General features: G+C 34.4%; 7 protein-coding genes. All 7 read right to left on the reverse strand.

The genetic code is table 11. The features are described 5' to 3' along the window. Window positions 1-75: 75 nt before the first annotated feature. Entirely contained in the window at window positions 76-954 is an 879-nt protein-coding gene (locus VBZ51_RS01225; RefSeq protein WP_071341538.1) for an inositol oxygenase family protein, read from the reverse strand. Window positions 955-1,105: 151 nt separating this feature from the next. After that, window positions 1,106-5,140, reverse strand: coding sequence for a two-component regulator propeller domain-containing protein (locus tag VBZ51_RS01230; RefSeq protein ID WP_416575810.1), 4,035 nt, complete (start codon window positions 5,138-5,140; stop codon window positions 1,106-1,108). Between the two features lie 61 nt (window positions 5,141-5,201). Continuing rightward, window positions 5,202-7,100 (reverse strand): metallophosphoesterase, encoded by a 1,899-nt coding sequence (locus VBZ51_RS01235; RefSeq protein WP_416575811.1) that lies wholly within the window; start codon window positions 7,098-7,100, stop codon window positions 5,202-5,204. Then, a complete protein-coding gene (locus tag VBZ51_RS01240) occupies window positions 7,055-10,045 on the reverse strand; it encodes a glycosyl hydrolase 115 family protein (RefSeq protein ID WP_416575812.1) in 2,991 nt (996 codons plus the stop codon). Before VBZ51_RS01240 ends, VBZ51_RS01235 begins: the two co-directional genes overlap by 46 nt. Further along, a complete protein-coding gene (locus VBZ51_RS01245) occupies window positions 10,023-11,087 on the reverse strand; it encodes a phosphatidylinositol-specific phospholipase C1-like protein (protein ID WP_416575813.1) in 1,065 nt (354 codons plus the stop codon). Before VBZ51_RS01245 ends, VBZ51_RS01240 begins: the two co-directional genes overlap by 23 nt. Then, the gene (locus tag VBZ51_RS01250; protein WP_416575814.1) at window positions 11,087-13,651 is read right to left on the reverse strand and encodes a glycoside hydrolase family 3 C-terminal domain-containing protein; all 2,565 of its coding nucleotides are present in this window, start codon (window positions 13,649-13,651) and stop codon (window positions 11,087-11,089) included. Before VBZ51_RS01250 ends, VBZ51_RS01245 begins: the two co-directional genes overlap by 1 nt. Before the next feature lie 36 nt (window positions 13,652-13,687). Further along, on the reverse strand, window positions 13,688-14,983 hold the full coding sequence (locus tag VBZ51_RS01255) for an alpha-L-fucosidase (protein WP_416575815.1): 1,296 nt from the start codon (window positions 14,981-14,983) through the stop codon (window positions 13,688-13,690). Window positions 14,984-14,987 lie beyond the last annotated feature (4 nt).

The following is a 14,987-nucleotide window of genomic DNA, read 5'->3' on the forward strand; positions in this document are numbered from 1 at the left end:
AAATTAAAATGGAAAGCAAAAAAAATGCTCTAGTAAAAAATGCTAGAGCATTGGCAAACTCAAATAATAATGAAATTAAAAACTCAACTTTTCAGGTAAGTACTTTGCTACCAACTCTTTGTAATAAGGCAGTAATTTTTTAGCATCCGGTGGCACAGGCGCTTTTGAATATAGATCGTAGGGATTAAATTTTTTGACCCACTCGAACATTTCAATGTCCTTTGCGGTCATTAAGTGCGTGTAATCATTTTCTCTATGTTGAGAATAAAAAGAATGGTACCTGATCATATAAAGGGCAGGTTCCGGCAAGTAATCTTTCATTATTTGATAAAGATACTCATCATGTCCCCAACTCATCTTTACATTGTCCAAGCCACAATTTGGCTCGTAGATACCGTATTTTGTATTATATCTACTATCAGTAGCATCAGGATTTGCGTTAAAAAATTCCGGATATACTATTTTATCGGAATAAGCACACCCAACAGGGAAGGTATCACCTACTACAGCCCATTGTGGTTCACCGAACAAACAAAGAATTTTTCCTAAATCATGAATAAAACCAGTAAGCACAAACCAATCTGGATGCCCATCTGCCCTTATTGCTTCAGATGTCTGTAATAAATGCTGTAGTTGGTCCAAATCTATATCTGGATCACTATCGTCTACCAATGTATTTAGAAAATCAACAGCCTCCCAAATAGACATTTCCTTCTTATTGAACTGTAAAAATTCTTTCTCCTTTTCAACTACAAAATCATAGGTTTGAAATTGATGATTTATCCTATAAAATTCTTTGACCGTATCTAATCTTTCTGAGTCTACATAATTTCTAAACTCCTCTTTTTCTTTTGTGGTTTCTTCTGGATCAGGATATCTCTCTAATAAGTTATCTTCCCAATCATCAATATTATCCATAGGATGATCTTGATTGTTGTTCAACGCTTTTTTCATAAAAGTCGATATTAAAGTTTTTGAATAAGTTGATTTGTTGTAATGATAGTACCACTATCTACATGCAATTTATCATATTAATACAATAATTAGATGGATAATACCATCATAAATATGGATTACATGCCAAACAATAAAATTATAAAAGATTCTATTTCAACAATTTACTAGGGGGAAAACCAAATTGCTTCTTAAAACACCTACTAAAATAAAGGGGATCATTGAACCCTACTAAATTGGTGACTTCAGACACATTGTATTTCTTTGATCTTAACAGCTTAGCAGATTTCTTTAATCTAATGGTTCGTATAAATTCATTAGGTGCCAAATCCGTAAGCTCTTTTATTTTTCGGTATAGTTTTGAAGAGCTCATACCTAATTCTTGACATAAAACATTAGTAGTTAAGTCAACATCATCAATATGTTCTTCAATGATATTGGTTACTTGGTCCATTAGTTCCCTATCAATTGGAGAATGGGTAAGTAAACCTACCTCACTTTCAACTTCATCAGAGAACTTTGCTTTGAGCTCTAAACGGGTTTTAATCGTATTTACAATGACAGATTTTAACAGCGATGGATCAAACGGCTTAACCAGGTATGAATCTGCACCCACATCATAACCTTTGACTTTATCTTCATTCTCAGATAATGCCGTCAGTAAGATTACAGGTATATGACTAATAAACTCATCATTCTTTAGTTCATTGCAAAACTCTAGTCCGTCCATTACTGGCATCATTACATCTGCAACACATAACATTGGTTTTATTTTTCTACAAAGCTGCAAGCCTTCTTCACCATTCTCTGCCTCGTACACCTTATAATAGGCAGACAAGTAATCAATAAGATATTTTCTTAGCTCGGTATTATCTTCAATGACCAAAATTTTATCTTTAATATCAGTATTGGTCGTCTTTCTTTTAATAGGAACAAACGTTTCTGGTTCACTAATTTCTTTGTTAGAAATAAACTCGAACACTTCTTTTTTAGAATAACTCTCTCTATGTATAGGAATTTCAACTGTAAATGTACTACCCTCATTGGGTTTACTCTCAACGACTATGGTACCCTTATGTAATTCAACCAAAGATTTTACAAGAGAAAGACCAATACCGGAACCCGTATTATTTTCTTTACTATTTGTGGCTTGATAAAATCTTGTAAATATTTTTTCTTGACTTTTTAGTGGAATACCTATACCATCATCACTTACTTCAATTACCAATATATTTTTATCGTTCTCTTTAAGCTTAACAAACAAATCCACATGACCATATTTGTTGGTGAATTTGATGGCATTGGACAATAAGTTATATAAAATCTTATCAAATTTATCTCGGTCTATCCAACCAAAAAGATGTTCTACTTCGCTAATTATATTAAAATCTATTTGCTTATTAAAAGCGAACTCTTTAAAAGAATCGAATGTATTTGTGGTGAACAATAATATGTCCGTTTTAGAAACTTTAAGCTTTAGTTCACCTGTTTGCGCTTTTCTAAAATCTAATACCTGATTGACTAAATTTAAAAGTCTACTGGCATTTTGATGAATTAAATTAAATCTACTTTTTTGATAGTCACTACTGTTCTCATTACTTTCCTCCAACAATTGTTTTGCTGGCCCTAAGATTAATGTCAACGGTGTTCTTAACTCATGAGATATATTGGTGAAGAATCTAAGTTTTTCATTGTTCAGTTTAATATCACGCTCTCTATTTACCTTTTCGGTAACCAATTCTTGCTTTAAGCGTAGCCTATTTTTCATTTCTTTTCTTATCAAATAAATTACCAAGACCAAAAATGCAATAAATAGGATCAAAGCTTGATAGGTTAACCAAAAAGGAGGCTTTATGATAATGTTATACGAATTTACATTGCTCCAATAACCATCACTGTTGCTTGATTTTACCTTGAAAGTATATTCACCTGGAAACAGATTGGTGTATTGTACTGTTCGTGAATTGCTAGAAGTTGATATCCAGTCTTCATCAAAGCCTTCTAACATATATTCAAAGCTGTTCAGTTTTTCTTTAACGTATGAAGGTGTAGAGAATTGAAGTGAAAAATTTCTGTTTTTATACTCTAAGGTTACATTCTTAATATCGTTTACATCCTTAAGCAATGGAATTTGACCATTGATTTCCCCACCTGGTTCTATTACTTCATTTTGTATTTTAAACTCAGTAATTATAGGGGTTTTAGCTATTTTATTTTCACTTATAGCATGTGGCGAAAAATATATTATTCCGTTTTTACCGCCTAAAAATATGTTTGAATCATCAAAATTGTAAAAACCACTAGAACTAAAAACATCTAATCTATTACCACTTTTTACATCATAAATATTATGACTCTTTAAATTAGATTTCAACCTGGCAACACTATTACTATTCATGTTGAACCAAATATCACCGTTTGTATAAGTGAGCATATCTGTTATCCACTTGTCGGCAAGCTCAGAAGGTTCATCTAACGGCACAAACTTTTTGGTATTGAAATCAAATAAATTAAGTCCTTTTCTTGTTGCCGCCCATAAGCGACCTTCATGATCTAACATAATATCACTTACATTATCATGAAGTAAACCAGCATCTGAGGTTGACGATGATGTATAATATTCAAAACTATTTTTACCTTTTAAATAATTAACTACACCTGTCTCTGTAGCAAACCAAATACTGGAATCATTCTGTTTTACAATTTCATTTATTTGGTATCCCTTTAAAAATATCTCTGTGTCTATACCATTTTTAAGTTCTGTTGTATTCAATATCAGAGCCCCTTCTCCAAAAGACCCTACTAACAGCTGATCTTTTGCATATGTTTCAAAAGCAAAGATTGGCGATTGCTCAAAGCCGATATTGAATTCTTTGGATCTATTATTTTTATAATCATACACCAATAACTTTCCGTTCCAAAGGCCACAGTAAAATGTTACCCCATCTATGGAATAAATGCTTGCTATATCTTTTTGGTTGTTATACAAGGGTAAAAAGGCATCTTCATTCGAGATAAAAAGTCCATTATGTCTTGTGGCAACTACAACTTTACCATCATAAGTTTTACTAAAACCTCTAATTCTTGGAACTTGATTATCAATATGTAGTGAAATATCCTTATTGCTATTAAATTGATTTTCAAACGGATCATACTTATCTAAACCATCTTCTGTACCGATCCATAACACTCCAGATGAATCAAAAAATAAGGCTGACACCAAATTATCTACCAAGGAAGTATCGTCTGTCAATACTGAATAATGCCACTTATATTCACCTTTGGCAATATCTTCCAATTGATTACAAACTAATAAACCACCTAATGTACCTACCCAATATTTGCCATCATCTGCCTGTGTAACCGAAAGAAAATATGGACCCAACCCATCTCTGATCTCTGTATTTTCTATTTCCAGATTTACAAATTCATTTGACCCTTTGTTCAACTTATACAACCCTTCTCTGGTACCAATGAAGATATCTGACTTTGCATCTTCATATATAAAATTTAAATATGGATTTTTCTCTGTTGAATTTGGAATTGTAAGAGTATAAATATGTTTTTGGGAGATTTCACCCTTAGAATCTAACATTAATTTGGCTACACCGCCAGATTCGTAGCTACCGATCCAAATATTCCCATTTTTATCTTCAACAATTGCTTTTATGTAGTTGAAATTTTCAATTTGAACCTTTCTAAAAGTATTGGCCTCAACATTTAAGATATAGAGACCACTATTTTTTGTACCTACCCAAATTCTTTTAAACTTATCAACATAAACCGATCTTATTTCTCCTTCCGGAAGACTTTCACTACTGTTTCTATCAGGTAAATAGGTGTTAAACGTATGAGTATCCGTTTTGTATAATGAGAGTCCATCTCTGGTACCTATCCACAAATTATTAGAGTCCTCATCTAGAGCTAAGGCCGTAATATCATCATTGTGCAGTTTAGACCCATCGGTAGAAGAGCTTAGGTAAGATTTAAACTCATAACCATCAAATCTATTTAGACCGGCAAATGTACCCAACCATAAAAATCCATGCTTATCTTGAACAATATGCCTAACAGCATTGTGGGATAACCCACTGTCATCATTATAGTGCTCAAATTTTATATCTTGAGCAGTTACGCTTGATGCTAATAAAATGATTAAGATAAATATGCTGAAAACATTTCGCATGTTTTGTTATAAATGTTTGAGTTTGGTTAGTTATAAATGTACTAAAGCTACAAATAACAGTTTATTCTAGACCGTTAAGGCGTTTCTTTTCAATAGTCCCAGCTTTTACATCTATTATAAAATGATCTGATGGTTTTCCGTTACTACTTTTCTCGAAAATATATGACCACAATCTGTAAGCGCTGTCATCAGATTGTTTTAATTGACTACATAAAAATTCGTACTGTTTTAAACGAGCTTTTCCAATATCGGCAAAGGCCAATTCATCTGCGCTTCTTAAGCGATAAAAATCATATATCATGTCAAAACCCGTCCAGGCCTTAAAATCACCTCTAGATAAATTGGCGCTATTAAAACTATTGTCAAGATCATCGTTTTGAGCCATTAAAAGCTCTTCACCTGTTTTATGCATAAAAGATTCAACAAATTTTTGAGACCAATCATTTGGCAAAAAACGAAGCCTAACCAATTCCTTTAAATGCCATTGTGTAAAATCTCTATAATTCTCAGCTGTTAAAATGTCTTTATTCCAAATTTCAGTAGTCTGCGAATTTTGTAAATAATTATATTCCTCCTCGTATAAGGAAAATAGACTATTGAATTTTTCAGCTTTTTCAATAACAACGGTCTCCACTTCAAACTTGGTTTTAGAATGTATCGTTAATATCTTATAACCAGGTGCGTATGCAGCTAATGACGGAGTTTGAATATTGTATAAAGTATTACCTTTTGTACTTGTTCTTACACCAGTATCATTAATATGCATATGACCACCAAAATGAATTTCAATACCTGCATCTGCAAATAATTCTGCCACTTCCTCTTTTGGCACACGGTGTAGTTGCATTTTCGATTCACCAAAAAAATGTTTCATTTCATCTGAAGCATTGTCATTAAAATCAACCATGGGATAATGACTAAAAGCAATTAAAACCTTGTTCATTTTTTTAGCCTTCTCTGATACTTTTTTCACCCAATCTATTAAATGTCTTTTTTGTAAAAGCACATTATTGTACCCTGTACTTGCACTTTCAAAATCATTGATATTTTCTGATACGCCAGATAATTTATTTTTTGGAACATAAACATTGGCATCTAATGCCAATAGCCAAAGGCCTTCGGTTGGTTCTACTAGATAACTTGCATCTGGGTGTTTATTAAACGCATCGATCGCATAGGTTCTATTTTCCAATGAAGACGCTTGCTCTGCCTTGTTAAACGTATAACCTTGATAAGAGTAATCTGAAAATGGAGTTTCCCAATACACGTAATCTTTTTGTGGATAAAAACCAAAAGCAGACATTTCATTTAAAATATCTTGGTATCCCCATTTTTGAATTTCCGAGGTAATAATTGGGGTAAGCCGCCCAGCTACAGTATCCTTTATATTTTCAATTGAACTGGTAATTATCTGTTCTTTACCCCCAATACCCAAAAAATCGGTCTTATCGGCATCGTGCGCAAAGGGTTTTACAGGATCATGATTTCCTGTTGTAGCAAAAAATAAAATATCATGCTCGTCGGTATAGCGTTGTAAAATTCTACGCAAACCCTTAACATGTACAGGTTGGCCATCATCACTAAAATCACCTGGCAATGCAACTAATTTAATTCCCCTTTTTACAATGTCATCTAGCGCTTCAATAAAGGCAAAATAATTCTCATTGAATATTCTGGTAGATTGTAATTGTGCATTCATAGTACGAATGTTTACAAAATCACCGGTTTTAGGGTTTTTAATTCCTTTGTAATCTACATCTTCAAATTGCGCATAGATATCTTGAAAATGTGCATCTGCAATAAATGCAATTTTCACTTCTTCAAATTCTTCTTCCTTTCCAGTACTACAAGAAAGCATCAAAAATAGCAAAGCAACATACAGAAATCTATATTGCCGGCTAATTCTAGATTGAATTATTTTTTGACCGTTTCTTTCGGAAAGGCATAGCTCTTTTTCCATCCTCCTAAATCTATCAACACTTGATCAATTAATACTCCAGGATCTACCATCCATATTTTCAATGTATGTTTTCCTGCCTTATTTACAACTTGTTTTACCGTTTGTATTGATGCGTTTCTAAGTACATTCTGTTTCCATTCCTCACTTCTACCTTTGGTTTCAAAATTCACAAAAACCGGTGTAGCATCATCAATAGCAATTGCACAGCGAACTCCTATTCCAGCAAATGGGGCATGGGTGGGTACCGCTTGTATATTCACGTCGACCTCACCAAAATTAAATGTATAAAAATCATATTCCAAAACCGGACTATTCGCTTTTATTTCCTCTAAATCTACCAAAGGCGTTGAAGTTCTAGGCAGTGCAGTTATGACCTTATTGGTATAGCCCATACCTTCAAATAACTTCCAATTTGCCTCTTTACCCTCTTTTTTCCTGGTGAAGTTTTCGGCATGTATAGAAACGAAGCCCTTATCCTCTACAAAACCTTTGTAGTTATTTAATGCTTCTAAATTAGGATTATAGACAGATACACCAATTGAAGTTATTTCCCCCTCCGCTATAAAATCGATAGCACTATTCACCTTAAAACTTGGCGGTATCAATTGAAAATCGTGTCCTAGCGGAGCTTCTTTTTTATTCTCGCCTTGGGGAACTTTGCTCCAATCTATACTCACCCAAATACGTTTTTCCAAATTATCAGAATTCAAGGTTCCTTTATTTTCTGACAACCGAATCCAATCTGATTTAGGTTTTGCTTTCCAATTAACCGTACCCTTACCATTTGCAAAAACATCAATATAATAAGCACTCTTAGTATAGCTATTAAAAACAGGAAGTACATCTGCATAGCTATTAATTACCTTATCATTAACCTCCATCTGATACCCTTCCAAGGCTAAACCCAAACTAGTTTTTTCACTGTTAACAACGGCAAAGGTTGCCGGTTTTGCAAACACCGGAAGAAAACGAGGAGCCATTGTCATAATATGGTTCCATTTACCATTTTTAAGCACTGTATTGTAGTAATCGGTCTCTTCAATGATTCGATTATAAGCTTCTTTTGATAATACGCTAAAAGTATTCGCACTTTGCCTACCTTGTTTAGCTGTAAATTGGTTCTTAAAACTATACAACCACTTCTGATTTAATTTAGAAGCACCAATAACCGGGTAATACACCAATTGATAAAAAGCATCTTTTCTATAGGCTGGTATTTCAGTATATAAACTTTCAGTAATATCAATTAAACCTTGATAGCTTTCTATGCGTGCTGAAACCTCATCACCATAATGAAACTGTGTTAATTCTGTCTCGCCTTCTTTAGTTACGGGCTCTACCTGGCTCCACGCCATAAACTCCGGTCTTCTTATATATGCCAATCGGTTATTTTCAAATAACAAATCTGTTATTTTAGCTGCAGATGCTTCAGCAAATTCACGCGAAGCCCAATTTTTAGTATGCTGTTTTACAGACGAACTTTCTTTAAAGTCATCCATATTCCAAGCCATATCTAAAAACAGTTCAATGTTATATTCATGTGGTTTTATATCACCGCAGTTTAGAATCCAAATATCACGAGATTGAAGCTCAAATGCTTTCGACATTTCTTCCCACATTAAAACCGGATTGGTAGAATTCAACCACAAATAATCATGCGGCCTACCCCAATATGAGGTATGAAAATAAACCCCAGCACCACCAGCTCTTTTTTGCTCCTGCGAATTACTTAATTGACGTATGTACCCGTAGTTATCATCTGTCCAAACCAAAGTGATATCCTCAGGTAATTCAAGTCCGCTTTGATAATAGTTCAACACCTCTTTATAGGGCACAAAAGCTTGTGGAATACTTGACGGGTCTTTCTTTGTCTCCTTAGCTAAAATGGCTCGTTGGTCGGTAATTACACGTTCCAATAAGTTAACCTGCGCATCAGTATCATCCTCACCAACGATCATGGGCGAATCATGCTCACCACGCATACCTGTAGTATAAATACCTTCTAATTTGGATGTTTCTTTTACTCTTTTGGTGAATAAACTTTTTATGGTTTCTGAATTGGTATCATATCTATACTCCCCCATTTCGTCATGTTTCCATTCAGTATTTATATTGCTAAGCATGGGTTCCGCATGCGATGTACCAATAACAATGGCATAATCATCTGCTACAAGCTTATTCTCTGGATACGAATAAAAAGGTTTAGTACTAGAATGCATGGCAGGCCAAATAGTATTTGCCCTTAATCGTAATAACAATTCAAATACCTTGGCATAAGTTTTTGGACCTATATCACCAGTTTCTGGCTCATAATTTAAAGCTGCCCAACGTTGTAATCCCCAATCTTCATCGTTTAAAAAGACTCCTCTATACTTTACGGAAGGAGATTTTGAAACTTCTTTTTCTATAGTAAGAGAAAGTGACTCTTTTTTAGTCGGAGTAACATCTGCCCACCATTCCCATGGAGAAACACCTATTTTTCTAGAGAGTTCTAAAATACCATAGGCTGTTCCCCTTCTATCACTACCTACAACAACTAAAGCTTTCTTAATGGTGGATGTTGGGTTTTCAACTATTTGAATACTATATCGTTCCCATTGATTTTCAATTTCAGAAACATCAATATTACCCGCAGCGATCATGCTATCAATCCATTTATTCTTACCTATTGTACCAGTAATTATTGTAGTTTCAGACCTACTATCTTTAGTGGAGACAACAGGCATTTTTCCTGTGATATTATAAACGTCAGTTGCAAATATATTTGATGCTATAGTTACAACCTTTGCATCTTTCTTATCTATTAAAATAGAGGTAATCGCATTGACCCCTACAAGTGTAAAATCAGAAGTAGCTTGCTCTTGTGCCGCTAATACCACCACTTGAAAGCAAATGAGCATTACAACTATCTTTTTAATTAAGTTACTTTTTCTTAATTTTCTCATACGTTCCATCTTCAAAAATCACTTTATAATCAGAATCAAATAATGTGGAAGGCTTATAATAATCAGTAGAGATTACTTGCGCTCCAGATTCCTTTGCCTTCTCAAATTTTTCATAGCTATTCGTTCTCGCTTCATTGGTACCGGCATCTGCCCTAGTACGAACCATATACCCTTTAGAAACCAGTTCTTTTATATAAGCCAACTCTTTAATCGGATTATTGACTATTCTAAAACCAGCTTCAGGATTACCTTCTTTGCTATTCACAAAAAGGACCCTACCCCTTAGCGATTCATGACCTTGTAAATAATTCTGAATACGCTCTTCTTTTTCATCCAATACAAATAAGATTTTTCCCTGTAAACTTTTTATGCTAGGCCAACCTTTTGATAAAACAGCTTTTTCCAGAGATTCAAAATCACCCCTAACAGCATCTGGAGTTATTAATTGACTTGCAGGTAGCACACTCTTTATTTCATCATCTAGCGCATTCAATGCACTTATATCAAATGCCAAAGGTTCTCTGGTTTGTGGTATTTTTTGATCTTTGGTATTGATAAGAATGATTAAAGGAGTATGATTTGGGTTGTTATCCGACCATTTTTTCAAGGCTTTTAATCCATCAGAAAACAACAAATAATGACTTCTAAAGTCGATATCTTGAATATGAAACATTTTAAGTCCAGGCTGTTTTAGCTTTTCTTCTACATCAAAAGCTAAAGGTTCTTGACCAAGTGATTCTACTACTTCTAATCCTTTAGGGTTAGAAAAATGACCTCCATCTGGATCATAAAAAACATCTAACTCTAAATTTCGCAAACCTAAGCTCAATTGTTCCTCTAAAGAAATATGGGTGTATTGCAAACTTTCCATTTTCTTTGGTTCCACCGTATGCAAGTAATCGTACAATGGTTTTTCAATCGCAATTTTATATGAATTATGACTACCAATTACTTGAATATCGTTAAGAGATACATTGCTACTTTTACAGCTTACAAATGCGAAAATCATTAATAAAACCAGTGAAGAAATAAAGTGTTTCATTAGTTAATCTCTTTTGTTTTTTGAAGTCGTATATCTTTAGAAGATGCGCCTATCATAAATTGATACTCACCTTTTTCGAACGACCATTGTTTAGCGTTTTCATCCCAATACTGCAGGTCATTTTTAGTCACTTTAAATTCAATAGTTTTTGATTCTCCAACATTTAAGCTGGTTCTTTCGAACCCTATCAATTTTTTAATAGGTCTTTTTACAGCTGAATTATTAACTGTATAATACAACTGAGCTACCTCATCGCCACTAGAAGTCCCAGTATTTTTAATTGTTGCAGATATTAAAACAGCATCAGATTCAGACTTTACTTTTAAAGAATCATATTTAAATTGGGTATAACTTAATCCATAACCGAAAGGATACAGTACGTCTCCCTTAAAATACATATATGTTCTACCATTAGACACCTCGTAATCATCCATATCAGGCAAATCTGAAACCGATTTATAGAAAGTAAATGGCAATCTACCTGCAGGATTGTAATCTCCAAACAATACATCTGCAATGGCAGTACCGCCGGCTTCACCCGGATACCATGCATCCACAATTGCTGGTACATTATCATCCATCCAATTAATAGCCAAAGAGCTACCAGCAACCAAAACAACAATTAGATTTTTGTTCTCGGCATATATCTCTTTTAAATAATTGACTTGATCTTCTGGCAACGCTAACGAAGTTCTATCGCGACCTTCCTTTTCAATAGATTTATTAATACCCATTACAGCTATCACATAATCGCTCTCTTTGGCAACCTGCTTGTCCTCCGTATATAAATCGTCTGTAGTTGCTGGTACTTCCCAAAGCAATTGACAAATAGCATCGCCTCCATTATCAAAATACTCTAATTTGATAGCGTATTTTTCACCCGCCTCCATATCTAATTCTACCTGGTCTGTGGTCATACCACGGTTGTGCCATTCATCCACTACCAATTCACCATTCAACCACATACGAACCCCATCATCAGAATTCACCCCAATCTTATAAACTCCTGAAAAATTTGGGGTTATGTAACCAGACCAACGCATAGATTTATGACGAAAGTTGGTAAACGGATCTGGTGGATTATTTACTGGATCAAAATTCACCACTTTATCAACGCGCGTTTGTGGCGTACCCTCTAAAAATTTGTCATCATAATATTCTCCGTACAAACCAGATTCACCTGTTTGGTCATTCACCAAATTTTCAGCTTCAATTAAATTTAAGTTTCTAGCCGCCGTTTTCCATTTCACATAAGTGACCTCTGCGTTATCACCAACTTTATTTCTAATACCTTCTAAAGGTGATATGGGTTTAATTACGGGAAGACCACTATAGTCACCAAAAACAACCTGATTTGCGTTAAAACCAACAACCGCAATTTTTTTAATATCATTTACATTTAAAGGCAAAATATCATTTTGATTCTTCAACAAAACCATAGATTGTCTTGATGTTTCCAATGCCAGTTCTTGGTGTCTTGTAGATCCAATTACATTTGGAGAAATTTTGGTATATGGGTTGTCGTCAACCTTATCAAATATTCCTAAATTAAAACGAGCGATTAAAACCCTTTTTACCGCCTTATCTATATTTACCTGGGACACTAGCCCATTTTCATATGCCTTTAACAAGTGTTCAGCATAAATAACATCTCCACATTCCAAATCAAGTCCACCTTCTAAAGCTACCTTTGCCGCCTCCTCTTTAGTGGTTACATATTTGTGTGATTTTTGAATATAGGTGGGCGCACCACAATCACTAACTACGTAACCCTTAAAACCCCATTCATCTCTTAAAACAGTGTTTAATAGCCAATTATTTGCTGTACTAGGCACCCCATTTAAAGCATTGTACGAACTCATTATAGCTTGGGCATTTCCTTCTTGCACAGCCACTTTATAAGCAGGGAAATAATATTCACGTAAAGATTTTTCTGAAATATTGGCGTTGTAAGCAAACCTGTTTTCCTCTTGGTTATTGGCTACAAAATGCTTCGGTGTAGAAACTACCTTTAGATATTTATCATCATCGCCTTGCAAACCTTTTACAAAAGACACCCCTATTCTACTAGTTAAATATGGATCTTCTCCATAGGTTTCTGGAGTTCTACCCCAGCGTGGATCTCTAGCCATATTAATGGTAGGAGACCAGAATGTCAATAGATCACTATACACATCCTTTTGCTCTTTACCTTGATTGTAGAAATTCCATTTACCCCTAGCCTCATCTGAAATAGCGGTTGAAACTTGATGAATTAAATTTGGATTCCATGTTGATGCCAATGCCACCGCTTGCGGAAAAACAGTAAATCGACCACCTTTTACTACACCATGTAAAGCTTCATTACCATGATAATAATTTTCTATTTCCAATCTTGGAATAGCCTCAGCAGTAGAAATCAACATAGAAATCTTTTCTTGGATTGTAAGCCTACTCATTAAATCAGCTACTCTTGTTTCTAATGATAAGTCTTGATTTTGAAATTCCCATTGGTTTTGTGAAAAACCAGCTAAGGGAATCAATATAAATATTGCGAATAATGGTACAATTTTCTTAATCGACATAAATCGTATTTTGATCATCCTTCTCAGACAGTTTTGCTATTTAATAAATTCCACATTTGTCACCTTAACCACAATAGGGTTAGGCCAAACCTTATCATTGTAAAGCCGTTGTGCTCTACTTATTGAGATTTCCAGTAAATCTTTATGTTGAACAAAATGAGATGTTGGTGTGTTTTCCGGCCAATATTCAACCACTAAATCATTCTGCCCTAAAACAGAAACAGCCGTATTTTTAGTTGCCTTCATATTTTTAAGCAGAAAATTTCTTCTAAAACCTTTAAACCAATCTTTTTGACCAGTTATAAAAACATATGCCGTATTTTCATCTTTACCTTTAGTAAACCACATATCGCCATCTTTAATAATAGTTGGCACGGGCCTTACATTTTTGATCCCTTCACTATTTACATACATCCAAAGGGCAATTTCTCTTAACCGTTCTTCTTGTTCCAATGGAATTTCGCCATTAGGCTTAGGACCAACATTCATTAAAAAGTTACCTCCTTTTGCTCTTATTTCTATTAGTTTTTCAATTAATTCAGTTCCAGTTTTATAAGACTCATTAGTAGGTTTATACTGCCACTGGGTTCCCATGGTCATACAGGTTTCCCATGGTCCTTGCATTGCCGTATTGGGTATACTCTGTTCTGGAGTTTCCATTTCTCCTCTTGTAACTACAATATTTGGGTCTAAAGAATGTACATACTGTACTATAGGTGTTGTTTTAAAAGCATCGAAAAATATTACGTCAATAGGTCCGTAATTGCTCACCAACTCTTTAACCTGTTTTTTATCGTACTCCAGCAGTTCTTCGTTTTCTGTAATCTGACTCATTCTACTATTTCTTGAAATGAGTTCTCCTTGCTTGTTTAAAAAGTTAAAATCCTCAGGAGAAAAATACACACCTACCTTTAGCCCTTGCTTACGTAATGCATTAAAAAGCTCACCAGTTATGTCCTTGCCGTAAGGAGTATTCATGATGTTAAAATCAGTGGTTTCCGTATCCCACATGCAAAATCCGTTATGGTGTTTGGTAGTAAACACAACGTATTCAGCACCAGTTATTTTAAATAACCTTGCCCATTCGTCTGCATTAAACTTATCTGGATAAAATGTTTTAGGAAGTTCATTAAAATACTGATTAACATAATCATCTGAAGCCCCTACCAATGAGTGACTTATTACACTACCTAATTGGGAATCAACGCTCCAATGCACAAATATCCCAAATCCCATATCCATAAAATCCTGTTCTAAATCTACCCTATTATTTATTTGTGAATAAATTGTAGAGCAAAAAAAAGCCAATAGAACTGATACCTTGATTCTCATATTT

The organism is Maribacter sp. HS, assembly GCF_048059195.1.
Lineage (GTDB): Bacteria > Bacteroidota > Bacteroidia > Flavobacteriales > Flavobacteriaceae > Maribacter > Maribacter dokdonensis.